This is a genomic window from Clostridium moutaii (genome assembly GCF_041205085.1).
GTDB lineage: Bacteria > Bacillota > Clostridia > Clostridiales > Clostridiaceae > Clostridium_B > Clostridium_B moutaii.
Genome location: NZ_JBGEWD010000002.1, coordinates 35,134 through 59,817, shown reverse-complemented (window position 1 = coordinate 59,817; position 24,684 = coordinate 35,134). Strand labels below are relative to the sequence as shown.

General features: G+C 35.8%; 19 protein-coding genes. 18 read left to right on the top strand and 1 reads right to left on the bottom strand.

The window, feature by feature from the left end; all coding sequences use genetic code 11:
- Positions 1–137 precede the first annotated feature (137 nt).
- The 8 genes from rapZ to pyk all read left to right on the top strand — a co-directional run bounded on the left by rapZ (position 138) and on the right by pyk (position 11,492).
- A complete protein-coding gene (gene rapZ, locus AB8U03_RS02995) occupies positions 138–1,025 on the top strand; it encodes an RNase adapter RapZ (RefSeq protein ID WP_369703066.1) in 888 nt (295 codons plus the stop codon).
- Complete coding sequence (locus tag AB8U03_RS02990; protein WP_369703065.1) at positions 1,022–2,350, top strand: gluconeogenesis factor YvcK family protein; 1,329 nt, start codon at positions 1,022–1,024, stop codon at positions 2,348–2,350. Before rapZ ends, AB8U03_RS02990 begins: the two co-directional genes overlap by 4 nt.
- A gap of 14 nt (positions 2,351–2,364) precedes the next feature.
- A complete protein-coding gene (gene whiA, locus AB8U03_RS02985; RefSeq protein ID WP_369703064.1) occupies positions 2,365–3,315 on the top strand; it encodes a DNA-binding protein WhiA in 951 nt (316 codons plus the stop codon).
- 11 nt (positions 3,316–3,326) lie between these two features.
- The gene (locus AB8U03_RS02980) at positions 3,327–4,631 is read left to right on the top strand and encodes a DRTGG domain-containing protein (protein WP_369703063.1); all 1,305 of its coding nucleotides are present in this window, start codon (positions 3,327–3,329) and stop codon (positions 4,629–4,631) included.
- A 6-nt stretch (positions 4,632–4,637) separates the two neighbouring features.
- Positions 4,638–4,928, top strand: coding sequence for a Dabb family protein (locus tag AB8U03_RS02975; protein ID WP_369703062.1), 291 nt, complete (start codon positions 4,638–4,640; stop codon positions 4,926–4,928).
- A gap of 79 nt (positions 4,929–5,007) precedes the next feature.
- Positions 5,008–8,481 (top strand): DNA polymerase III subunit alpha, encoded by a 3,474-nt coding sequence (locus tag AB8U03_RS02970; RefSeq protein WP_369703061.1) that lies wholly within the window; start codon positions 5,008–5,010, stop codon positions 8,479–8,481.
- A 251-nt stretch (positions 8,482–8,732) separates the two neighbouring features.
- Entirely contained in the window at positions 8,733–9,689 is a 957-nt protein-coding gene (gene pfkA / locus AB8U03_RS02965) for a 6-phosphofructokinase (protein ID WP_369703060.1), read from the top strand.
- A 45-nt stretch (positions 9,690–9,734) separates the two neighbouring features.
- Entirely contained in the window at positions 9,735–11,492 is a 1,758-nt protein-coding gene (pyk, locus tag AB8U03_RS02960; RefSeq protein WP_369703059.1) for a pyruvate kinase, read from the top strand.
- Positions 11,493–11,775: 283 nt separating this feature from the next.
- Here the strand turns inward: pyk and AB8U03_RS02955 are convergent, their stop codons facing one another.
- Positions 11,776–11,931, bottom strand: a complete 156-nt coding sequence (locus AB8U03_RS02955; protein ID WP_369703058.1) for a hypothetical protein — start codon at positions 11,929–11,931, stop codon at positions 11,776–11,778.
- Positions 11,932–12,261: 330 nt separating this feature from the next.
- Here AB8U03_RS02955 and AB8U03_RS02950 point away from each other — a divergent pair, with 330 nt between their 5' ends.
- From AB8U03_RS02950 to rlmD, 10 genes are all read left to right on the top strand, one after another.
- Positions 12,262–14,244, top strand: a complete 1,983-nt coding sequence (locus tag AB8U03_RS02950; protein WP_369703057.1) for a sigma-54 interaction domain-containing protein — start codon at positions 12,262–12,264, stop codon at positions 14,242–14,244.
- Positions 14,245–14,588: 344 nt separating this feature from the next.
- On the top strand, positions 14,589–15,554 hold the full coding sequence (locus tag AB8U03_RS02945) for a thiamine pyrophosphate-dependent dehydrogenase E1 component subunit alpha (protein ID WP_369703306.1): 966 nt from the start codon (positions 14,589–14,591) through the stop codon (positions 15,552–15,554).
- Positions 15,551–16,534, top strand: coding sequence for an alpha-ketoacid dehydrogenase subunit beta (locus AB8U03_RS02940; protein ID WP_369703056.1), 984 nt, complete (start codon positions 15,551–15,553; stop codon positions 16,532–16,534). The genes AB8U03_RS02945 and AB8U03_RS02940 overlap by 4 nt, the downstream gene beginning before the upstream one ends.
- 14 nt (positions 16,535–16,548) lie before the next feature.
- Positions 16,549–17,757 (top strand): dihydrolipoamide acetyltransferase family protein, encoded by a 1,209-nt coding sequence (locus tag AB8U03_RS02935; protein WP_369703055.1) that lies wholly within the window; start codon positions 16,549–16,551, stop codon positions 17,755–17,757.
- A 38-nt stretch (positions 17,758–17,795) separates the two neighbouring features.
- Complete coding sequence (gene lpdA / locus AB8U03_RS02930; RefSeq protein ID WP_369703054.1) at positions 17,796–19,196, top strand: dihydrolipoyl dehydrogenase; 1,401 nt, start codon at positions 17,796–17,798, stop codon at positions 19,194–19,196.
- 40 nt (positions 19,197–19,236) lie between these two features.
- The gene (locus AB8U03_RS02925) at positions 19,237–20,124 is read left to right on the top strand and encodes an NAD(P)-binding domain-containing protein (protein WP_369703053.1); all 888 of its coding nucleotides are present in this window, start codon (positions 19,237–19,239) and stop codon (positions 20,122–20,124) included.
- Positions 20,125–20,233: 109 nt separating this feature from the next.
- Positions 20,234–21,121, top strand: a complete 888-nt coding sequence (gene lipA / locus AB8U03_RS02920; protein ID WP_369703052.1) for a lipoyl synthase — start codon at positions 20,234–20,236, stop codon at positions 21,119–21,121.
- An 18-nt stretch (positions 21,122–21,139) separates the two neighbouring features.
- Positions 21,140–22,411, top strand: a complete 1,272-nt coding sequence (locus tag AB8U03_RS02915) for an MFS transporter (RefSeq protein WP_369703051.1) — start codon at positions 21,140–21,142, stop codon at positions 22,409–22,411.
- A gap of 28 nt (positions 22,412–22,439) precedes the next feature.
- Positions 22,440–22,595: a hypothetical protein gene (locus AB8U03_RS02910; RefSeq protein WP_369703050.1), complete on the top strand. Its 156-nt coding sequence runs from the start codon at positions 22,440–22,442 to the stop codon at positions 22,593–22,595.
- Positions 22,596–22,965: 370 nt separating this feature from the next.
- Positions 22,966–24,465 carry a 23S rRNA (uracil(1939)-C(5))-methyltransferase RlmD gene (rlmD, locus tag AB8U03_RS02905; RefSeq protein ID WP_369703305.1) on the top strand — a complete coding sequence of 500 codons (1,500 nt, stop codon included), beginning with the start codon at positions 22,966–22,968 and terminating at the stop codon, positions 24,463–24,465.
- Positions 24,466–24,684: the final 219 nt, after the last annotated feature.

The window sequence follows — 24,684 nt, the reverse complement described above, 5'->3', positions numbered from 1 at the left end:
CTGTAAGCAAGTGGAGAATTTTGGTGCCCGTACTGCACTTGATTCTCCTTTTTAAGCCATATTTATTCTTATAATTCATTGTGCTATAATTAAAAAAAGTAAAGATGCTAAATATTTGTTGGTGGAGGGATGCAGCTATGAGATTTGTTATAGTGACGGGATTATCCGGAGCTGGAAAAACTCAGGCAGTGAGAAACTTGGAAGATTTAGGATTCTTTTGCGTAGATAATCTCCCCCCTACCCTTATACCTAAATTTGCAGAGGCCTGTTATCAAACAGATGGCAAAATAGATAAAATAGCTCTAGTAATAGATATAAGGGGAGGGCAGTTTTTCGATGATATATTTGAAAGTTTAAATTATATAAAAAGAGAAGGATATAAATATGAGATATTATTTTTAGATGCTTCAGACGAGGTTCTTGTTAAAAGATTTAAAGAGTCCAGAAGAAAACATCCACTGGCTCCTGATGGCAGAATTTTAAAGGGAATACTTATGGAAAGAAACAGGCTTAGAGATATAAAAGACAGGGCGGATAATATAATAGATACTTCAAAGCTTGCAACCAGGGAGCTGAGAGAAGAAATAACAAAAATATACTCAGAAGAAGGTCAGATTGAGACCCAATTGATGATAACTGTGCTTTCTTTTGGATTTAAATACGGTATACCTGTGGATTCAGATTTGGTGTTTGATGTAAGGTTTCTGCCAAATCCTTTCTATATTTCTGAATTAAAAAGGTATTCGGGAAAAGATAAACCTGTAATAGATTATATAATGAATTTCAAAGAAACATTGGTATTTATAGATAAGCTGGAGGATATGCTGGAATTTCTAATTCCCAATTATTTAAAAGAAGGTAAGAGACAGCTTATTGTATCCATAGGATGTACTGGAGGAAGGCATCGTTCTGTCACTATTGCAAATGCTATTTACAGTAGGTTAAAAGCCAATGGACATAAAGTCAATATAGACCACAGAGACATTGAAGAAGATGTAAATAATAAAGGTGGTAAAAAACTATGAGGATTGTAGATTGGCTTAGACCTGGCATAAAGGTTAAAAGATGGGTCATGCTTGGAGCCATGGGAGTGTTATTTATAATATTTGGGGTGATAGAATTTGTAAATAGGAGATTTTACAGTTTTTATTATATATCCTTTTATATATTTTTAATTATATCGGGAATTTTTGTAGTATATATTTCTATAACTCAGGGAATGCGTTCTATAATAGCTTTAATAAATAAAGGATATTTAAGTGTGTCTTTGGACTCCAAAAAGTTGGAAAATCTCATATATGAAAAGCGTCTTTTGGTAAAGGGGCCCAAGATTGTGGCCATAGGCGGAGGTACAGGGCTTTCCACCATGCTGCGAGGACTTAAGTATTACACTTCAAACATAACTGCCATAGTGACTGTAGCAGACGATGGAGGAGGTTCCGGTGACTTGAGAGAGGATCTGGGAATGCTTCCACCTGGGGATATAAGGAACTGTATACTTTCCCTTGCAGATACCGAACCGCTTATGGAGGATTTACTTCAGTACAGGTTCAAGGATGGGAGATTGAAGAACCAGAGCTTTGGAAATTTATTTTTAGCGGCTATGGATGGAATATCGGCAAATTTTGAGGAAGCTGTTCATAAGATGAGCTCCGTTCTTGCAGTAACGGGAAAGGTGATGCCTGTTACTCTGGATAATTTGGTTTTAAAAGCAAAACTTAAAAATGGATCCATTGTGGAAGGAGAATCTAATATTCCTAAACAGGCTATTGCACAGAATAGTGTTATAGACAAGATATTTATAGAACCTGAAGATGCCAGGGCCTTAAAGGAAGCAGTGGATGCCATACTGGAAGCAGATGCTGTAATATTGGGGCCGGGCAGTCTTTATACCAGTGTAATTCCCAATCTTTTAGTTAGGGATATAGCTGGTGCTGTACGAAATACCAGTGCCATAAGGCTTTATGTATCAAATATAATGACTCAGCCTGGTGAAACGGATGGCTTTTCCGTAGAAGATCATATAAGAACTATTTTTGATCATATAGGCAGCGGCATAATGGATTATGTAATCGTAAATGTAGGTAAAATAGACAGGGAACTGGAAGGAAAATATAAAGAAGAAGAATCCCATCTGGTTAAAATAAATGAAGAGTTAATTTCTTCACTTGGAGTAAAGGCAATAGAAGGGGACTTTATAAGTATTAAAAATGGATTGATAAGACATAATTCTGAAAAATTAGCTTCTATATTGATAGAAACTATCATGGATAAAAAACTCTTGTATGATAGAAAGAAGATAATAGAATATTTCTATCTATCAGAGAGATTAAAGGAAATGAAGAGATAAATGGGAGAATAGATATGTCGTTTTCATTAAAGGTAAAAAATGAGATTTGCAGGTATACGGATATGAGCAGAGAAGAAGCCGCAGCAGAATTATCCGCAATAATGAAAGTAAGTGGAACTTTACTTTTAGGCCGCATCAAGGAATTTAGTTTTAAGATAATTACAGAAAATGCGGCAATTACTAGATTCCTTTTTAAAGTATTAAAAAATAAATTTAACATACATACAAAGATATTAGTTAAAAAAAGTAATTCCTTAAAAAAAAATAATGTATATGAGATAATTATAACAGAAGACGAGAATGTTAAATCACTGCTCAAAGAAGTGGGAATTTTAAAAGAGGAAGAAAATATATTTTCTTTAGATTACAGTATACCGAAAAATATGGTAGAAACTGATTCACTTAAAAGAGCATATATAAGAGGGGCTTTTTTGGGAGGGGGAAGTATCAGTAATCCGGAAAAAACTTACCACCTGGAATTTGTAACTCACAATGAGGTATATGCAGGGGATTTAAGTCACCTTATAAATGAATATGGCTTGAATTCCAAGGTGATACAGAGAAAAAACAGTTTTATAGTATATATTAAAGAAGGAGAACAGATTGTAGATCTTTTAAGTATAATAGGAGCTTACTCTGCACTTTTAAATTTGGAAAATATAAGAATAGTAAAAGAAATGAGAAATAATGTGAACAGGCTTGTAAATTGTGAAACTGCAAATTTAAGTAAAACTGTTAACGCATCAGTAAGACAGGTGGAAAGCATAAAACTTATACAAAAGAAAATAGGTTTAAATAGACTCCCTAAAAATTTAAGGGAGGTTGCAGAATTAAGATTAAATTATCCAGATGAATCTTTAAAAGAATTGGGTGAAATGCTGGATCCCAAGGTAGGTAAATCGGGAGTAAATCATAGATTAAGAAGAATTGAAAAAATAGCAGGAGAATTTAGAAAAGAAAGGTAGGAACAGAGTATATGTCGAAGCATGAAGATATAATAAAATATATACTTTCACTGGAAGTCGGCACTAAGATTTCAGTTAGAAGTGTGGCAAGTGAATTAGGTGTCAGCGATGGAACAGCATATAGAGCTATAAAAGATTCTGATACTCTGGGGATAGTTACTACCATTCCAAGGGTCGGGACCATTAGAGTGGAGAAAGTTGAAAAGAAAAATATAGAGGCCCTAACTTATGGCGAAGTGATAAACGTGGTGGATGGAAGTTTGCTGGGAGGTAAAAATGGAATACATAAAATACTTCACAGCTTTATAATAGGGGCAATGACTATAGAAGCCATGAAGGGATATATAAGGAAGGACTGCCTGGTTATAATAGGGAACAGGGAAGAAGCACAAAAACTTGCGCTCTTAAATGATGCAGGTGTTCTTATAACCGGAGGTTTCGAATGCAGCAATGAAATAAAAAACCTGGCAAATGAAAAATGTCTTCCTATAATATCCACCAGTTATGATACTTTTACTGTAGCTAGTATGATAAACAGGGCTATTTCGGAAAACTTGATAAAAAAGGATATAGTTCTTGTAGAAGATATAATGGAAGATAATTCTTGTTACCTGGAAATTACAGATACAGTTGAAAAGTGGAAAAAAATAATGCAGGAAGTTAAGCATGAGAGATATCCTGTAGTAGACAGTGATAAAAGAGTGGTGGGAATTGTGTCCTTAAAGGATTTGTCAAATCATCAGACAGATATTGAGCAGATAGGCAAGATAATGCATAAGGACCCCATTACGGTGACGCCTAAAACTACAGTGGCCTATGCAGCCCACATAATGGGCTGGGAGGGGATAGAGCTTTTTCCCGTAGTAAAAGGCAAAAAACTAGCAGGTGTTATAACAAGAAGAGATGTGATAAAGGCACTTCAATATATGGCAAGGCAGCCTCAGGCAGGAGAGACTCTTGAAGATTCCATACTAAAAGAATTTGAATTCAAAATTGAGGATAATGTGGCACATTTTATTGGAAAAATAACTCCTGAAATGCTGGATCCTATAGGCACTGCTTCATGGAGCACACTGAACATGTTATTGTCAACTATGGCAATTGTGATTCTGAGACAAAAAAACAATGCGAATATACTGGTTGACAGTATAAATACATATTTTATGAAGCCTGTGCAAGTTGATAGTGAAATTGATATATATGTAAATACAATAGATGAAGGCATAAATTATTGTAAAGTGGAAGTTGACATGTTTGATGTCAGTAAGGATATAGTGGGAAAATGCATTTTATCTGCAAGAATGATAAGGAGGTGATAAATTATGTTTATTCATGTGGTCTTTTTTAAATTAAAAGAAAGAAATCAGGAGAATATGGAAAAGGTCAAGAACATATTGATGCGTGTGGAGGGTAATGTACCTACTTTAAATACAATAAAGGTGGGTACGGATGTAGTGGAATCCGAAAGGTCCTATGATGTAGCTTTAATTGCCACTTTTAATTCCCGCCAGGATATGGATGCTTATCAAGTTCATCCAGTGCATGTAAATGAAGTACAGGCTAATTTAAAACCATTGGTCAGCTCTTCGGCATCTGTAGATTTTAACAGTTAATGGTCAGGGAGTAGGATAATTAGGTCTGGATTAAATCTAATTATCCTGATGCTCCTCCAAACAAGGGGGTAATTTGATTATGGAGGAAAAATGTAAATGGGTGAGTTTGCACCAACATACGGAATATTCTCTTTTGGATTCTTCAGCCAAGATTCCGGAACTTATAGCAAGGGCCAAGGAGCTGGGAATGGACAGCATGGCAATAACGGATCATGGAGTTATGTATGGATGTGTGGATTTTTATAAAGAGGCTAAGGCCCAGGGAATCAAACCTATAATAGGGTGCGAAATATATGTATCTCAAGGTTCCATGCATGTAAAACAAAATAATGGCAAAAATGAAAACTATCATCTTGTGCTTCTTGTAAAAAACGAAGAAGGATATGAAAACCTAATGAAGATAGTTTCCACTGCTTCTATAGAAGGGTTTTACTATAAACCCAGAGTGGATCATGACTATCTAAAATCCCACAGCAGCGGACTAATAGCACTAAGTGCCTGTATGAGCGGCGAAGTACAGTCCAATATATTGAAGGATGACCTAAAGACTGCAAAGGATACGGCACTTTTTTATAAAGATACTTTTAAAGATGGCTTTTATCTTGAACTTCAGTATCATGGGATAGAGCAGCAGCTTAAAATAAATGAGCAGCTCATATCTATGTCTAAAGAGTTTCATATTCCCCTGGTGGCTACCAACGATGTTCACTACATAAGAAAAGAAGATTATACAGCTCATGATATTTTGCTCTGCATACAAACTGGAAAAACTGTAGATGAAGAGGACAGGATGAAATATCCCTCAGATGAATTCTATTTAAAATCGCCGGCAGAAATGTATAAGATGTTTTCAAATGTACCGGAGGCACTGGAAAATACAGTTAAAATAGCAGAGCAGTGTAATTTTGACTATGAATTTCATAAATCAAAGCTTCCTAAATTTACTCTTCCGGAGGGAATAGATCCCTATGATTATATGAAAGATTTGTGTTATAAAGGTCTTGAAAAAAGGTATAAAAATATAAATGATGAATTAAAAAGCAGACTGGAATATGAACTGGGCGTAATAAAGACCATGGGGTATGTGGATTATTTTCTCATAGTTTGGGATTTTATAAGATTTGCAAGAGAAAATAAAATTATGACGGGGCCTGGAAGGGGCAGCGGTGCAGGTTCCATAGTTGCCTACACTCTTGGAATTACCAAGATAGATCCTATAAAATACAACCTTATTTTTGAAAGATTTTTAAATCCGGAAAGGGTTTCCATGCCTGATATTGACAGTGACTTCTGCTATGAAAGACGTGGAGAGGTTATAGATTATGTTGTAGAAAAATATGGGAAAAATAATGTTTCCCAGATTGTGACCTTTGGAACTATGGCGGCCAGGGCAGCTATAAGAGATGTGGGAAGAGCCATGAATTATTCCTATGGAGAAGTGGATAGAATAGCTAAAATGATTCCCACGGTTTTGAATATAACTATAGATAAGGCACTTGAAATGAATCCTGAATTTAAGGAAGCTTATGACAGTGAGTCCAGAACAAGGGAGCTTATAGATGTGGCAAAAGCCCTGGAAGGACTTCCAAGACATACTTCCACTCATGCAGCAGGAGTTGTAATAGCTTCAAGGCCCCTTGTGAATTACGTGCCCCTTCAAAGAAACGAGGATAATATAGTAACTCAATTTACCATGAATACTTTGGAGGAACTTGGACTTTTAAAAATGGATTTTTTGGGACTTCGTACCTTAACTGTGCTTAGAGATGCAGTTGACATGGTGAAACAGGATAAGGGTGAAGAAATTGATTTAGATAATATAGATTATGATGATAAGTCCATATACAATATGATAGGCCAGGGAAAGACAACAGGGGTATTTCAGCTGGAGTCTCCTGGAATGACTTCATTTATGAAGGAATTAAAACCGGATTCACTGGAGGATATAATAGCAGGAATAAGCCTTTACAGACCAGGGCCTATGTCTGAAATACCAAAGTATATTAAAAATAAAAATAATCCCCATGAAGTGGAATACATAACCCCCCAGCTGGAGCATATTCTTTCTGTTACTTATGGATGTATGGTGTATCAGGAACAGGTAATGCAGATTGTAAGGGATTTGGCAGGATATTCTATGGGAAGAAGCGATCTGGTAAGGCGTGCCATGTCCAAGAAGAAACATCATGTCATGGAAGAGGAAAGACATAATTTTGTATATGGAATAGTTGATGACAATGGAGAGATTCAAGTCCCCGGTTGTATAAGAAATGGCATATCTGAGAGCATTGCCAATAAAATATTTGATTCCATGATTGATTTTGCATCCTATGCATTTAATAAATCCCATGCAGCAGCTTATGCGGTTGTGGCATTTCAAACTGCATATTTAATGTATTATTATCCAGTTGAATTTACAGCAGCCATGTTAAATAGTGTAAAAGGTGACAGTGAAAAAGTTGCCTACTATATAAGGTTTGCAAAAAGCGCGGGAATAGAAATACTGCCTCCAAGCATAAATGAAAGCTGTGCTAAATTTACAGTGGAAAATGGAAGCATCAGATTTGGACTGTCTGCTATAAAAAATGTAGGTGAAAATATAATAGACAGTATAGTGAAGTCAAGGTTGCATCATGGGAAATTTAAGGATTTAGCTGATTTTTGTAATAATATAGATGTGAGTTCAATAAATAAAAGAGTTGTGGAAAGCCTTATTAAGGCAGGTGCCTTCGACTGCTTCAAAGTATATAGATCCCAGCTTGTGGCAGTGCATGAGAAGGTAATTGACAGTGTGATAAATTCTAGAAAGAAAAATATAAAAGGTCAGGTCAGCTTATTCTCGCAAATTGAAGATAATGGTGTAAAAATACAGTATCCCAAAATAGGAGAGTTTAGAAAGACAGATATGCTTGCATTGGAAAAGGAAATGACAGGTTTGTACCTTTCAGGACACCCCCTTGACGAATATGCCAAGACTTTAAAACTTCAAACGGATACGAAGATATCCGACATAGTAAGCGTGAAAACTCTGGAAGAAGGTTTCGTGGAGGAAACCAAGGTAAGAGATGGCGATAAGGTTATAATTGGAGGAATACTTTCTGAAGTATCCAAAAAAATAACAAAAAACAATGATATGATGGCTTTTGCGAAATTAGAAGATCTTTATGGTATTATGGAAATAATAATATTTCCAAAGGTATTTCAGAAATTTAAGAATCTGATTTATGATGATTCCATGATTATAGCAAAGGGCAGGGTAAGTGTCAGGGAGGAAGAACAGCCAAAACTTCTCTGCGAAATTATAGAACCTCTGGTAAGGGTGGATATAGGTAAACTTTATATCTTAATTGAGAATCAATCGGATTTAAAAAATGTCTTGATTGATGTTAAAACTATATTTTCAAATTTTAAAGGCAATATGCCCGTGTATTTATGTACAAAGAAAGAGAGAAAAAAGTTCAGACTTGACAGGGAGCTTTGGGTAGAACCTGATTCGGAGCTTGTTTCTATGTTGAAAAAAAGATTTGGTGAAGAAAATTTAAAAATTATTTGAAAACCAGTATATTTTTGTTGTAATATAAGCAAAATATTAGAGAGAAAATTTTCTTTCCTGGTTTTCAAAGCAAGGAGAGTATTGTTTATGGGCAAACTTTACCTGAATCTGAGAATTACTTGATAAATTAACACCAGAATATGGTGAAAAAAACATAATTGTATGATATAATTGGAACTGTAATTATGTAAAAGGTTGGTTCTAGTCTGAATGGGACATCAAAAGTCCCAGCGGTCATGGGAGGTACTAATATGAAAACAATAGCTGTATTAACAAGCGGTGGAGACGCCCCAGGCATGAATGCTGCCATAAGAGCAGTAGTGAGAACGGCTTTAGATAAAAATTTTACTGTGATGGGAATAGAAAGAGGATACAGTGGATTGATAAATGGTGAAATAATGCCTATGGATAGAAGAAGTGTGGCAGATATTATACAAAGGGGGGGAACCATATTAAAAACTTCCCGCAGTGAAGAATTCAAGACGGAAGAGGGAAGAAAAAAAGCGGTGCAGATGCTAAAGAAGTTTGGTATAGACGGACTGGTGGTAATTGGAGGAGATGGTTCTTTTAGAGGAGCTCAGAAATTGTCCAAAATGTCTATAGCAACCATTGGGATTCCAGGTACTATAGATAATGATTTATCATACACGGATTTTACTATAGGATTTGATACAGCAGTGAATACGGTTTTAGATGCCATAAATAAATTAAGGGATACATCCACTTCCCATGAAAGGGTAAGTGTGGTGGAAGTTATGGGAAGAAATTGTGGAGATATAGCACTTTATTCCGGACTTGCAGGAGGAGCTGAAAATATAATTCTGCCTGAAATGGGATATGATCAGGATGAATTGTGTAAAAATGTAATGGAAGAAAAAATCAAGGGCAAATTGCATAATTTAATAGTTCTGGCAGAAGGTATTGGAGGAGCTGAAGCTCTTGCACAAAAAATACAAAAGGTTACGGGAATAGAAGCCAGGGCAACAAAACTTGGGCATATTCAAAGGGGAGGAAGTCCCAGCTGTTTAGATAGAATATTGGCTTCAAGATTTGGATACAGGGCTGTGGAGCTGCTGGAAAAGGGAAAGACCTCAAGACTTGTTGGAATTGAGGGTAAGGAAATTATTGATTTGGATATAGATGAGGCTTTAAGCATACCAAGACATTTTGATAATAAATTATATAAAATAGCAAATGCATTAGCCTGAGCAGTGCTTCAGAATAAATCTTGTATTGAGGAGGAGTTATATACTATGCAAAAAACTAAAATGATTTTTACTATTGGGCCTGCAAGTGGTTCAGAGGAAGTTTTATCAAAGCTTATTGAAGCTGGCATGAATGTGTCGAGACACAATTTTTCCCATGGGGATTATGCTGAACATGAAGAGAGGATAAATACTGTAAAGAAATTGAGAAAGAAGTATGGCAAGCCGATAGCAATCATGCTGGACACCAAGGGACCTGAAATAAGAACGGGAAATTTTAAGGAAGATAGTGTGGAATTAAAGGAAAATGATAAATTCACTATTTATTGTAAAGAAGATGTCCTAGGTGATAACCACAGGTGTTATGTGACTTACGATGGACTGAGTGAAGACGTTAAAGAGGGCAACCATATACTGATTGATGATGGATTAATTGACTTGAAGGTTGAAAATGTTGAAGGAAATAAAATACATTGTATAGTTGAAAACAGCGGAACCATCAGTAATCACAAGGGGGTAAATGTTCCAGGGGTTTCCATAGCTCTTCCGGCTATTACGGAAAAGGATGAAGAGGATCTGAAATTTGGGTGTAAAATGGGAATAGATATGGTAGCTGCCTCTTTTATAAGAAAAGCTTCGGATGTGCTGACCATAAGGAAAGTACTTGAGGCAAATGGAGGACAAGACGTACAGATATTTTCTAAAATTGAAAGCCAGGAAGGTGTTGACAATATAGATGAAATAATAAAATTTTCCGATGGCATAATGGTGGCCAGAGGAGACATGGGAGTGGAAATTCCCATAGAACAGGTTCCACTAATTCAAAAGATCATAATAGAAAAATGCAATAGGGTGGGGAAGCCGGTTATAACTGCCACTCAGATGCTTGATTCCATGATAAGAAATCCAAGACCTACAAGAGCAGAAGCATCGGATATAGCCAATGCCATATTTGATGGAACAGATGCCATAATGCTAAGCGGGGAATCCGCCAATGGAAAATATCCTGTAGAAGCTGCACAGACCATGGCAAAAATAGCTCAAACTGCAGAAGAAAAAATTGATTATGATACTTTACTGGGCAAAAAGAGAGAAACTCACATACAAAATGTTCCAAATGCCATAAGCCTTGCTACTTGCACTACTGCTTCGGAATTAAAGGCATCGGCTATAATAACTGCTACTCAAAGCGGCCATACAGCCAGAATGGTTTCAAAGTACAGACCTCAATGCCACATTATAGCTGTGACTCCAAGTAATAAAGTCGCAAGGAGTCTGGCACTGAATTGGGGAGTGTATCCTATACTCACAAAGAAGGTGGAATCCACAGATGAATTAATAGAGAATTCTGTTGAAATATCTTTAAAAAGCGGTTATGTACAAAAAGGCGATCTGGTAATTATAGCGGCAGGTATACCTGTAAGTTATTCAGGAACCACCAATATGATGAAGGTGCACATAGTAGGAGATATATTGGTTCAGGGCAGGGGATCAGGAATCAGGCCTGGATATGGTAATGTGAAGATAGTAAACGGCCCTAAAGAAGCAGATGAAATTGTTGAAAGAGATGACATTTTAGTAGTTAAAAATTTGGATAGAGGATATATGAATGTATTAGACAGGGTTTCAGGAGTTATAGCGGAAAAAGGCGGCTTGACATCACATCTTGCCATTGAGTGTATAACCAGGGAAATACCTATTATATGCAGCGCAGGAGGCGCAACTGAAGTATTGAAGACAGGTACCTTTATAACTATGGATGTTACAAGAGGTATTGTATACAACGGCAGAGCCAATGTAATGTAAGATTATATAGGCTTACATTTAGTGGTAGGTATATGATTGGTTTCAGCAATGTAATATTTTTAATGTAATTATCAGGAAGTTTTCAATCCCGCCTCTAAGTTAAGTGAAAGAGGTGGGAATTTACATATGCATTTAATTTGCAATCCGCAATATATATCTGCACATGAGAATATTCTAAAATCAATTGTTTTGTTGAAGAATTTTTTCTAAACTGATTCAGCTTGCGAATTGCAGAAAAAAAGCAGCTGACCAGCTGCTGTAAAATTAAAGTAAATAAAAAACTCTATTGATTTTTTAAATCCTTGTTGTAAGTAAAATTACAAGGCTGTCCTTCACAATTCAATACTATTTCATCTTCTTCAGTTGCAAATATTATCTTGTTATTTATTACATCCTCATTTGATCTTTCCTCTAACTTTAATTCCTTTTTATCTTTCATAACAAATACCTCCTATTCATTAATGTGCCCGTATATCAGATTAAGTAATATTCTAAATTAATTAATAATTTCTATTGATTAATTTTTATTATACCATATTAAAATAAATGTTCAATACTTTTTAGTATATTTTATAAATTTATTATTTCATTTTAATTATATAGTTCATTAATGTAATTGGAGGAAGAAGTATCTAAGGTGTATAATAGAGACATAAAATTATAAGATTTATTGTAAACCTTTTCATAATATAATTGGATATGTTGTGATATTTTTAAATTTTCGTACGTAGTATTATTTGAAAGGCAGAAAATAGGAAGGGGAATTTGTATGGACAAAAACAAAAAATTCATATGGGAAATGTTTCAGAATACTGGTAGTATTGATGGCAGCTTATCTGAAAATATTGCTAAGTCGTGGATTCATTCAAGGGAGGCAGGAGTTAATCCTAATAAAATATGTTTGGAGAAAAATATGGTTCGAGACGGGCAATTGAAAAACTCTCTTCATAAAAATAAAAAAATCATACAAATTGTAAAACCTGTTATGAAAGAATTATGTGAGCAATTTGAGGAGTATAAATTAACAGTTACACTGCTGGATACGGATTTGTGTGTTTTAGTTGTGCAAAAAAGCCATGATGAGTTATTGTGTAATACCTTAAAAATAAGCAACAGACCTGGATTTTGCTATTCAGAAGAGAAAATTGGCACCACAGCAATTTCCATGTGTGCTAAAACTGGTAAAGTTGAAACGATATCAGGATATGAACATTATTGCAGAGAATATCATGATGTATTTTGTGTTGCTGTACCAATTTATGATGAGAATAATAATATTTGCTCTATATTAGGCGGAACAGGTATATTGAAAAATAAAGTCAGTAATTTGGATACTATCCTGGCTATATCAAGTAAGATGATAACAAATAATATAAAAATGCAGAATGTTGAAAGGGAGCTGGACACAAAGAGCAATTTATATGGTATAATTTTTGATACCATATCAGATGGTATGCTTACAGTTAATATGGAGGGTATCATCACTTCCGTTAATCCGGCAGGTATGCAGATACTGGGCATTGATAAATCCTGTATAGGAAAACATATAACAGAAAGTGTGGACTTTGAGCCAACAATACTTGAGGTGATAAAAAACAGAAAAGGATATATTGATAGGGAATTCAGGTTGGAAGGAAAAAATGGGATGATACATTTTGTTAAAACTGCTATTCCCATGAAAGATGAACGGGGAAATATGATAGGCTGCCTGGATGTATTTCGCAGCATAACCCAGGTTAAATCTATGGTAAATAAATTAACAGGTGCTCAGGCTAAATATACTATTTCCAATATTATTGGTAAATGTAATTCAATACAAAATACAAAAAAGATGATAAAAATAGCAGGGAGAAATGACAGCACAGTATTAATTCAGGGAGAAAGTGGTACCGGAAAGGAAATTATTGCACAGGCAATTCATAATCATGGAATTAGGAAAAATGGACCTTTTATTGCTATAAATTGTTCGGCAATACCACGGGATCTAATTGAAAGCGAGTTATTTGGATATGAAAAAGGTTCTTTTACTGGAGCTCTTAAAGGTGGAAGACCTGGAAAGTTTGAAATGGCTCATGGAGGGACGTTATTTTTTGATGAAATAGGAGATATGCCTCTTGATATGCAAAGTAAACTTCTAAGAGTTTTACAACAGAAAAGCTTAGTGAGAATTGGTGGATTTAAAGAAATGGCCATTGATGTTAGAATAATAGCTGCAACAAATAAGAATCTGGATGAAATGATAAAGGAGAAAAGCTTTAGAGAGGACTTATATTACAGAATTAATGTTATAAATATTGTATCACCTCCTTTAAGAGAAAGGGAAGGAGATATAGATTTGCTGATAGACTATATGTTAAGGCGGCATAATTTAATTAATGGTACTCATAAAGTAATTTCTGATAAGGCCCGTGAAATACTTGATAAATGGGAATGGCCGGGGAATGTACGTGAGCTTGAAAATGCAGTAGAATATGCTTATTGTATGGCTGAAGATAAAGAAATTTTACCTGAACATTTACCAAATAGGATTTTTAATGCCATGACGAAAGGCCAAAACAATAAAAGTTTTAATATGCCATTGTATAATAATGGAGTTATTACAATAAAGCAGGCAGAAATAATTGCCATTAAACATGCATTGAATCACGTAAATGGGAATATGACAAAAGCATCAAAAATGCTGGGGATAGGACGTACTACCTTATACGAAAAAATTCACAAGATTGGTTTAATTGAATATAGCAATGAATAAATTGTAACAAATATGTTTGGATTATGAATACTGTTTGGATTATGAACAATGTAAAAATTATTAAAGGTAAAGGATTTCTTAAATAGTGTCCGGGTTTAGAACAAGTAAAATATATTGTAAAGTATTTCACACAATTTTAAATATGCAAGATTAAATATATTTTAATACAGATAACTATGGTCTTAAGTTATTGAGATGATGTATTGAAATATATTTTTTTATGTAAAAATATATTTGGCATTGTATTTGCTCGTATAGTAGAGTGTGTTATTAAAATAATGAAAATGTGAATTTTAAGAAAGGTGTGGGTTTATTTGGAAGAAAATTGGAAATATTCAAGTGAAATGCTTTTCGATATGTACCAAAAAATGTTAAGAATTAGAAAATTTGAGGAAAAGGCAAGTGAGTGCTTTAAAAAGGGCATAGTAGCAGGCAACCTCCATCTTTGTGTTGGACAAGAAGCAGCTATTGTAGGTACTTGCCAAGCGTTGGAAAAGACAGATTTTATTACATCAACTCATAGAGGTCATGGGCACTGTATAGCTAAGGGTGCAAAAACTGATAGAATGATGGCAGAAATTTTTGGAAAAGAGACAGGATATTGTCATGGAAAAGGTGGATCCATGCATATAGTAGATACTAATTTAGGTATTCTCGGTTCAAACGGCATTGTTGGTGCAGGTATCCCAATTGCTACAGGTTCAGCATTAGCTTCAAAAATAAGAAATACAAAGGAAGTTACATTGGCATTCTTCGGTGATGGTGCATCTAATCAGGGAACTTTTCATGAATCTATCAATATGGCAGCCGCATGGAAGCTTCCGGTAATCTATTTGTGTGAAAATAATCAATATGCTGTTTCTGTCAACATTAATACAGTTACAAATACGGACAACATTTCAGTTCGTGCCAAAGCTTATAACATTCCAGGAACAATAGTCAACGGGAACCACGTGCTGGAGGTTTATGAAGCCGTAAAGAAAGCAGTCCAATATACACGTGAAGGTAATGGACCTTGTATTGTGGAATGTATGACCTTCCGTATGCGAGGTCACTATGAAGGTGATTCGGCTAATTATCGCCCAAAGGAAATAACGGAGGAATGGAAAAAGAAAGATCCTATTAATGCATTTAAGACTTACCTGCTTGAAAAAGGTGTGGAGGAAGAACAACTTCTTAGGATGGAAAAGGAAATGGATGATGAAATCCAGAAAGCATATGAATTTGCACAAGTTTCTCCATATCCGGATGTAAATGATGTTTTAAAAGACAATTATTCTTTTGATAATGAAAGGAGTGTTATTAGATGAGCAGGATTAGCTTGAGTCATGCAATCAGAGAAGGTATGCATGAGGAAATGACAAGAGATGAAAACGTAATCATGATAGGGGAAGATTTGGGAACCATGGGCAGCACTTTTGGTATTACCCAAGGTTTTTTAAAGGAATTTGGTTCTAAAAGAGTCATTGAAACTCCAATTTCTGAATCCGGGTTTACGGGCATGTCCGTAGGTGCTGCAATAAGAGGCATTCGTCCTGTAGTAGAGCTTATGTATAATGACTTCATTTCAGTATGCCTGGATCCTGTGATGAATCAAGCTGCAAAGCTTAGATATATGACTGGTGGTCAATTAAAAATTCCTATGGTAATTCGTGCTCCCATGGGAGCGGGGAGAAGAAATGCAGGGCAGCATTCCCAATGTTTAGAAGCATTGTTTACTCACATACCAGGTCTAAAGGTAGTTTGCCCTTCTACTCCTAAAGATGGGAAGGGACTTATTAAGGCTGCTATTCGCGATGATGATCCTGTTGTATTTTTAGAGCATAAGCTTTTATATGCGGTAAAGGATGAAATCCCTGAAGGTGAATACGTGATTCCGTTAGGTCAGGCAGATATAAAAAGAAAAGGCAGGGATGCAACCATTATTACCTGGTCCCGTCAGGTGATCTTTGCACTAGAGGCAGCCAGGGAACTGGAAAAAGAGGATATAGATGTAGAAGTACTTGATCTTAGAACTCTTGTTCCTTTAGACTGGGAATCTATCAGGGAATCTGTATGTAAAACACATAATGTAGTAGTGGTGGAAGAAGATTGTAAGAGAGGCGGATATGGTGGTGAAATTGCATCTCAGATCATGGAAGAGCTATTTGATGAATTGGATTCTCCGGTAGGACGCGTTGCGGGATTAAATACGGTTTCTCCTTTCAGTCCTCCATTGGAAGATGCAGTTTTTCCAAATAAAAATGATATTGTAGAAGCGGTAAAGAAAACAATAAGCTGTATTGTATAGAGGAGGTAAGTAAAATGGCTGCTGAAATTAGAATGCCCCAGCTAGGCTTAACTATGACTGAAGGTACAATAATCAATTGGTTAAAGCAAGTGGGGGATACTGTGAAAAAGGGAGAACCCCTTTTGGAAATTGAAACGGATAAACTGACAAGTGAAATTGAAAGTGAAGCAGATGGTGTCTTATTGGCTGCCTGTGCCAATGAAGGTGATGATGTTCCTGTGAAAGGTTTACTTGGTGTAATAGGCACAAAAGGGGAAAAAATTAATATTGATGAGATCTTAGTAAAAGAAAATAAAAAAGAAAATTTGGATTCTATTGAAGAAGAGAAGGAACAAACTACACAACAAGCAGGTGAAACAATTCCAGCTAAAAGAATAAAAATATCTCCTCTGGCAAAAAAGACAGCTAGAAAAATGAATGTGGATTATTCAGAAATTATTGGTTCTGGAATTAGTGGACGGATTATACAGAGAGATATTTTAAATAATATGGAAAAAGTTAAAAGCAGGGTAATAGATTCAGAAGAAAAGATAATTCCAAAGGAAGTGGAAAGAAGAGAAAAACTCAGCGGCATGAGAAAAGTCATTGCAGAAAGAATGTTCAAATCCCATAATGAAATTCCCGCTGTAACCCAAAATGTCAAGGTGGATGTTACGGATTTAATGGAATTCAGAAAAAAGATCAATGAAAACAGAGAGCAGAAAATTTCTATCAATGATTTTGTACTTAAAGCTGTTGCAAAGGCATTGACAGCAAATAGACATATTCTGGTGAGCCTTGATGGAGATGAAATTGTATATCACCATCATATAAACTTAGGTATGGCAGTTTCAGTTGATAACGGGTTGATTGTTCCTGTTATTAAAGATGCTGATAAAATGGGAATAGAAGCACTTTCTTTAACTGCAAAGGATTTAGCTGAAAGAGCTCGTGAAAACAAACTTAATATGGATGAATGCAGTGGTTCTACTTTTACAATATCCAATCTTGGCATGTTGCACGTGGAAACCTTCACACCTATTATAAACCAGCCGGATGCAGCTATTCTTGGAGTTTGTGAAATACAGGATGAACTGGCTCTTGAAGAGGATAAGGTAGTGGTAAGGAAAAAAATGAGAATTTCAATGACTTATGATCACAGGTTAATGGATGGAGCAACAGCTGCCAGGTTTAAGGTTGCAGTAAAAGATTTACTTGAAAATCCTATGGATGTTATTTTGTAATAGAGGCTTAAAAAAAGCTGATCAAGGAGGTACGCACTGTGAGTAGTAAAAAAGTAAAAGTTGTTGTCATTGGAGGAGGTCCTGGTGGGTATGTTGCAGCCATAAGGGCATCACAGCTTGGCGGGGAAGTTACATTAGTAGAAAAAGATCATCTAGGAGGCACCTGCTTAAACATTGGTTGTATTCCCACAAAAGCACTGCTCCACACGGCAGAAATTTATGAGAATGCAAAAAATGGTGGGGGTTATGGTGTGATTGCAGATGTAAAACTGGATTTCACAAAAACACAAAAAAGGAAAAAAAGAATTATAAAACGGCTGGTTGGCGGAGTAAAAGGCCTGCTTGCATCAAATGGTGTAAAAGTGATTTCAGGTTCGGCATCTTTTGAGAGCAGCAATTCAATAAAAATTAAGATGACAAAGGGAGAAACTGAAGTGTTAGAATTCCATAAGGCTGTTATTGCAGCGGGAGCTGTTCCAGTTATACCTCACATAAAAGGGATTGACTCAAAATCATGTATCACAAGTACAGAGGCTCTTGAACTTAAAGAAGTTCCTGAAACAATGGTTGTTCTGGGGGGTGATGTAATAGGAGTTGAAATTGCGGCTTTATATAATGCACTTGGCTCCAAAGTAAGAATTATTGAAATGCAGAGTCAAATATTACCTATGATGGATGGGGAACTGGTAAAAATTATAAGCTCAAAATTAATAAAAAAAGGTGTAGAGATTTATACAAGTTCTAGGGTTATGTCTATTAAAGACAATGGAAGTCAAGCTGATGTAACAATTGAAACAGACCAGGGTGAAAAAAAAGTGGTTACTTGTGAAAAGGTTTTGATATCTGCAGGCAGAAAGTCAAATATAAGTGTTTTAGAACTGGACAAGGCAGGTATTATAAGTGATAAAAAAGGAATTATAGTTGATAATAGAATGAAAACAAATGTTAAGGGGATATATGCTGTAGGTGACTGCACAGGACATAATATGTCAGCCCATGCTGCATCTGCCGGCGGTGAAGTTGCAGCAGAAAATGCGTTGGGCCATGAGAATGTCTTTGATATTAAGACAAGTCCCTCATGCGTATATACAGATCCGGAATTTGCTTCTGTAGGGTTAACAGAAAAAGAAGCTGAAGAACAGGGAATAGAGTACGCTGCAGCTAGATTTCCATTGGCGGCAAATGGCAAATCCCTTATTATGGGAGGAGAGGAGGGAATGATAAAACTTGTTGTTGGAAAGGAGTATAGAGAAATATTGGGAGCTCATATTGTAGGACCCAGAGCTACCGATTTAATTTCTGAATGTGCGCTTGCCATTCAATTGGAGGCCACAGCTGAAGACATTATTGCTACAATTCATGCACACCCCACTGTATCAGAAGCTATTAGGGAAGCTGCAATGGTAGTGGAAAAGCGTGCAATACACATGCCAAATTGATAAAAAGTTTTTTTAAAAGTGAGAGGGGGATATTTGATATATGAAAAAAATTGGATTTATAGGACTGGGTATAATGGGCCTTCCCATGTCTATTAATATGATTAAAAAAAGCGGCAAGTCCATAATGGGCTTTGATATAGTTGATGAAAAGAAAAAAATATTTAGGGATAATGGTGGAATACCTGTAGAAAAGGTGGAAGAAATATATAATTGCTGTGATATTATTTTCATTTCACTGCCTACCAATGAACTTGTTAAATCAAATATACAGGGAATTATTGATACAGAAAGAAATGGAATCATAGTGGTGGATTTAAGTTCAACAGCTCCTAATGTTATAAAAGAGATGTATGAAAAGACCAAAAATCATGGCGTCAGACTTCTGGATTCTCCTGTCAGCGGTGGAGAAAAGGGAGCTATTGATGGAACCCTTGTGCTTATGTGTGGTGGAGATAATGAAATATTTGAACAAGTTAAAACATTGCTGCTTTATATGGGCAGTTCCGCCACTTATATGGGACCAGCAGGATGCGGCAGTGTTGCTAAGCTTGCTAATAACATGATTGTGGGATGCAACATAGGAGCAGTAGCGGAGAGCTTTGCATTTGCTGTAAAAGCAGGGATTGATCCGGAAGTTCTTTTTAATGCTATAAAAAATGGATTTGCAGGCAGTGCAGTGCTGGATTCAAAAATTCCTAAAATTATCAGCCGAAATTTTGATGCAAGTGCCAGAATTGCAATACATCAAAAGGATCTAAAAAATGCAGTAAAATTGGCTGAACAATTGGAAGTGGAAATACCTCTTTCAAAAATTATTTTAAATTATATGAATGAAATGGAATCATATGGTAAAGTCAACGAGGATCATTGTGCCATTGCGAAAATATATGAAAAAAATATGGGAGTGGAAATAAAAAAAATTCAATAAAATTTTATGGTGGTTCATATACTATAAGCTGGTTAGATATTTGAAACAGGATTTATTTCATCAATACACAGTATTTAAGATGGCAGCTAATGAAGGAGGCAGAATATGTATGATAAAAAATATAAACGGGAAGCCAAAATGGCTGAAGGTCAGTTACAATAAAAAGTCCATGGAAGAAATTAATCTTCTCATGGAGAAACTTTCCTTGAATACTGTCTGTAGAGAAGCTAATTGCCCCAATATGGGAGAATGTTATAAAAAACATACGGCCACGTTCATGATTATGGGAAATCAATGTACAAGACATTGCAGGTTTTGCAATGTTGCCCATGGTAAACCATTGAAAATTGATCCCAAGGAGCCAAGACATGTTGCAGAAGCCGTAAAACAGCTTAGCTTAAAACATGTTGTGGTTACAAGTGTAACAAGAGATGATTTAAGTGATTGTGGTGCCGAACATTTCGCAGAAACAATACAGGAAATCAGGTATTTGTGTCCCAATACAACAGTAGAGGTTCTAATACCTGACTTAAAAGGATCAAAAAGGAATCTGGACATTGTAATTAAAGCAAATCCTGATGTAATCAACCATAATATTGAAACAGCAGAACGTCTATATAATACTGTTCGTCCTGAGGCAGATTATAAGAGGTCATTATCTGTACTTAAATATGTGAAAGACAAGAATCCAAATATTTTAAGTAAAACAGGTATTATGGTGGGTTTAAGTGAAACTGAGGAAGAAATTTATAAGGTCATGGATGATGCTTTAAATGTCAAATGCGATATTTTTACAATAGGACAGTATTTACGTCCCACAAAGCAGCATATTGAGGTTGCTAAATATGTTGCTCCTGAAAAGTTTGAAAGATACAGGCAAGCAGGGATGAAAAAAGGATTTTTATATGTGGCCAGTTCCCCTCTTGTTAGAAGTTCCTACAAGGCAGAAGAGGCAGTAGAATTGTTCAAAAGTAAAGTAAAAAAATTAAATTTATAAAAAGAAGGTGTTTTAATAATGGGTAAGGTTGATCAACTGCGCTGGAGCAGGATAATACCGGTGGCTTTTATAATGTATATGTTGGCATATATGGATAGAATTAATACTGCAATGGTACTTCCCTATATGGGCAGCTCCTTTCATTTTACAAGTGCGGATATAGGATTTGCATCAGGGATTTTCTTTGTAGGTTATATGGTTCTCCAAATACCTGGAGGAGTTTTAGCTACCAGATGGAGTGCCAAAAAAACTGTGCTGATTCTTATGTTCTTATGGGGATTTTCTGCAATAAGTATTGCATTTGTTCAGACAAAAACTCAATTTTTTATAGCAAGAGTTTTACTTGGAATTTTTGAAGGAGGAGTGTGGCCGGCAACTTTGGTTTTGCTTGCATCCTGGTTTCCGCAAAAGGAAAGAGCCCGTGCCAATGCACTTTGGATATTGTGTCTTCCGATTTCTGCAGTTATAATGTCACCTTTAACAGGATGGCTGCTATCATTTCTGTCATGGCGTATAGTTTTTGTTATAGAAGGTATGCCTCCTTTAATCTGGTCATTTGTTTGGTATTTCACAGTAGCTGATAATCCAGACCATGCAAAATGGGCTTCTGAAGCTGAAAAAAAATATGTTAAGGAAAGTATTGCAGCAGAAAACGTTGGCAAGCCTGAAAACATAGGATATTTTAAAGCTTGTACAAATAAAATTGTCATACTTCTTATACTTGCCTATTTTTTCTGGATATCGGGTTTCTACGGATATACCATGTGGGTGCCGGATGTTATTAAAGGTTTTAACGGTATTAGTCCTAGTTTGGTTGGATTATTAAGTGCTATACCATTCTTGTTTGCAGGGATTGCAATGGTTATAAATTCAGTTCATTCCGATAGAACTCAGGAAAGGGAAGCACATATTGCTATTCCGCTTATTGTAGGTGCGTTTGGATTGATAGGCGGACAGTATTTAGCCCATACACCAGTTATGAAAATGATATTTTTAATTATTACAGCTATAGGAGTTTATGCACCATATGGCCCTTATTGGGCAATGCCAACTATGGTTTTAAGGCCTGAGGTAGCAGGTGCGGCAATTGGAATCATAAATGCATTAGGCAATTTAGGAGGTTTTCTTGGACCTTATCTAGTTGGGTATATTAAAAATGTATCGTCAGGATATATGGGATTTGTGGTGCTGGCATTCTTTCTTGTAGTTACATCACTATTGTGTATTTTGATTAAAAAAGCAAACAAGGATCTTAACAAAAAAATTGATAAGTCAGCCTCAGAGGTCTAACATCTAAGGATTTTTAAAAGTATTTTTTATGGGTAAAACTTCATCTGTACCTGAAAATTACTGGAAAATTGCAGCTCTTGGAGGAAGTTGTATAGAAAAAATGTATATGATTGGAGGAATTTTAAAAATAAAATTATTGGCTGGAATTTGTAACAAAACTTTTTCTTTAAAAAATTGGAAATAATCATAAGTTTGATGTATAATAAATAAGCATGTGGCTAGAATTATATGATAGGAAAGTAAGACAACTGATTCTATATTTTTTTGCACCTTCACGGGTGCAATTTTTTTAATGTGTACAAAGTATTTGATTTATTCCACTGCTGTGCTTCCGGTTTTTTTAAAATATAGGCATGGCAAACAATGGTATGCTGCGCTGGCCTATGCTATGCTGGCCAAGTAGTTCTTTTCAGGTATGGAGAAGAAAGGTATTCTTTATGTGAAATGTAATATTTACTGCACCTGAGAACTACTTGATTAAATGCCGTAGATTCCTTTTGACAGAATAATGTATACTGTATTTAAACAATCAATTTTTTTAGTAGGTGAAGATGATGGATGAAAAAATAGAAAAAAATAAAGAATATATATTGCAAATAGATGGAATGGGATACCAGGGAGAGGGAGTTGGAAAAATAAACGGATTCACTATTTTTGTACCTGGAGCCATACAGGGAGAAAAGGTCAGGATAAAAGCCGTCAAGGTAAACAAAAATTTTGCCTTTGGAAAATTGCTGGAGATAATTGAGCCATCTTCTTATAGAGTAAATCCTCCCTGTAGCATATACAAAAGATGCGGCGGCTGCCAGCTTCAGCATCTATCCTATAAGGCGCAACTTGATTTTAAGAAAAACAGAGTAAAAGACTGTCTTGAGAGGATAGGAAAATTTAATATAGTTGAAGCTTCAGGTGATTTTTGTAACACTCATAGCAAATCCTGCAATGGTGAAGGGAAATTAGGTAACAGCCAAGGAAAGTTCTGCAGCAGTGAAAAAAAATTCATTACCGCTCCTCCAGAAGGTGTTTTAAAATTATATGACACCCTAGGCATGGAAAATCCTTATAGATACAGGAACAAGGTCCAGCTCCCGGTTGACAGGTCTAATTCCAAATTGAATATTGGATTTTATGCCAAGAGGAGCCATGACATAATAGATATGGACAGTTGCCTTATACAAGATGAGTCTGCAGACAAAGCAGTCAGGTTTATCAGAAAATGGATTGAAAAATACAATATACCTGTTTATGATGAAAAAACCGGACAGGGAATTATAAGGCACATAATGGTGAGAAAGGCTTTTGCCACTGCTGAAATCATGGTGGTAATTGTGACTTCCACATTAAATCTGCCTGGCAAGCATGAACTTATAGAGCTTTTGACTGAAAATATGCCAGGTATAAAGAGTATAGTCCAAAATATAAACAGCATGAAAACCAATGTAATACTGGGACAAAAATGCATAACATTATGGGGACAAGATACCATAAGTGATTACATAGGAAGGTTCAAATTCAATATATCCCCACTGTCCTTTTTCCAGGTGAATCCTGTTCAGACAGAGATACTTTACAGTAAAGCTCTGGAATATGCAGGGCTCACCGGAAATGAGATTGTATTTGACGCCTACTGTGGTACCGGCACCATCTCCCTGTTTTTATCTCAAAAGGCAAAAAAAGTTTATGGTGTGGAAATTATAGAGGAAGCTGTGAAAAATGCCAGGATAAATGCAGTGGAAAACGGCGTCAATAATGTAGAATTTATAACGGGAAAATCCGAGGTGGTCATACCCCAGCTTATAAAAAGAGGTGTAAAGGCGGATGTGGTAGTTGTGGATCCTCCAAGAAAAGGCTGTGACAAATCTCTTTTGCAGTCTATTGCCAGCATGGCTCCCAAAACAATAGTCTATGTATCCTGTGATCCTGCCACCCTTGCCAGAGATCTGGCCATTTTGAGACAGCTGGGATATATGGCTGCAAAGGTGCAGCCTGTGGATATGTTTGCTCAGACGGGGCATGTGGAGACTGTTGTGTTGCTACAAAGAAAAATTATGTAGAAATCCTTAATTTTAGGCACTTCGTCAACTATTTCGTTTTTACAAGTGAGGGTGATAAAATCCGCAATAAACAGTTAAAAAAATATATTAACGTTTCTGTGGTTATTGATATGGAGTGTGGGAACACAAAAGAATAGAGTTAGAAAAAAGAGATATTGTGAAAAATATCAATACATGATAAGAAGTACAAAAATTAAAAATATCATCTAAAATCCCTTG

What these genes read in the sequence shown, in the direction of transcription:
- rapZ (WP_369703066.1), top strand. Translation starts at nt 138, where the DNA reads ATGAGATTTGTTATAGTGACGGGATTATCCGGAGCTGGAAAAACTCAG.
- AB8U03_RS02990 (WP_369703065.1), top strand. Translation starts at nt 1,022, where the DNA reads ATGAGGATTGTAGATTGGCTTAGACCTGGCATAAAGGTTAAAAGATGG.
- whiA (WP_369703064.1), top strand. Translation starts at nt 2,365, where the DNA reads ATGTCGTTTTCATTAAAGGTAAAAAATGAGATTTGCAGGTATACGGAT.
- AB8U03_RS02980 (WP_369703063.1), top strand. Translation starts at nt 3,327, where the DNA reads ATGTCGAAGCATGAAGATATAATAAAATATATACTTTCACTGGAAGTC.
- AB8U03_RS02975 (WP_369703062.1), top strand. Translation starts at nt 4,638, where the DNA reads ATGTTTATTCATGTGGTCTTTTTTAAATTAAAAGAAAGAAATCAGGAG.
- AB8U03_RS02970 (WP_369703061.1), top strand. Translation starts at nt 5,008, where the DNA reads ATGGAGGAAAAATGTAAATGGGTGAGTTTGCACCAACATACGGAATAT.
- pfkA (WP_369703060.1), top strand. Translation starts at nt 8,733, where the DNA reads ATGAAAACAATAGCTGTATTAACAAGCGGTGGAGACGCCCCAGGCATG.
- pyk (WP_369703059.1), top strand. Translation starts at nt 9,735, where the DNA reads ATGCAAAAAACTAAAATGATTTTTACTATTGGGCCTGCAAGTGGTTCA.
- AB8U03_RS02955 (WP_369703058.1), bottom strand. Translation starts at nt 11,931, where the DNA reads ATGAAAGATAAAAAGGAATTAAAGTTAGAGGAAAGATCAAATGAGGAT.
- AB8U03_RS02950 (WP_369703057.1), top strand. Translation starts at nt 12,262, where the DNA reads ATGGACAAAAACAAAAAATTCATATGGGAAATGTTTCAGAATACTGGT.
- AB8U03_RS02945 (WP_369703306.1), top strand. Translation starts at nt 14,589, where the DNA reads ATGCTTTTCGATATGTACCAAAAAATGTTAAGAATTAGAAAATTTGAG.
- AB8U03_RS02940 (WP_369703056.1), top strand. Translation starts at nt 15,551, where the DNA reads ATGAGCAGGATTAGCTTGAGTCATGCAATCAGAGAAGGTATGCATGAG.
- AB8U03_RS02935 (WP_369703055.1), top strand. Translation starts at nt 16,549, where the DNA reads ATGGCTGCTGAAATTAGAATGCCCCAGCTAGGCTTAACTATGACTGAA.
- AB8U03_RS02925 (WP_369703053.1), top strand. Translation starts at nt 19,237, where the DNA reads ATGAAAAAAATTGGATTTATAGGACTGGGTATAATGGGCCTTCCCATG.
- lipA (WP_369703052.1), top strand. Translation starts at nt 20,234, where the DNA reads ATGATAAAAAATATAAACGGGAAGCCAAAATGGCTGAAGGTCAGTTAC.
- AB8U03_RS02915 (WP_369703051.1), top strand. Translation starts at nt 21,140, where the DNA reads ATGGGTAAGGTTGATCAACTGCGCTGGAGCAGGATAATACCGGTGGCT.
- AB8U03_RS02910 (WP_369703050.1), top strand. Translation starts at nt 22,440, where the DNA reads ATGGGTAAAACTTCATCTGTACCTGAAAATTACTGGAAAATTGCAGCT.
- rlmD (WP_369703305.1), top strand. Translation starts at nt 22,966, where the DNA reads ATGGATGAAAAAATAGAAAAAAATAAAGAATATATATTGCAAATAGAT.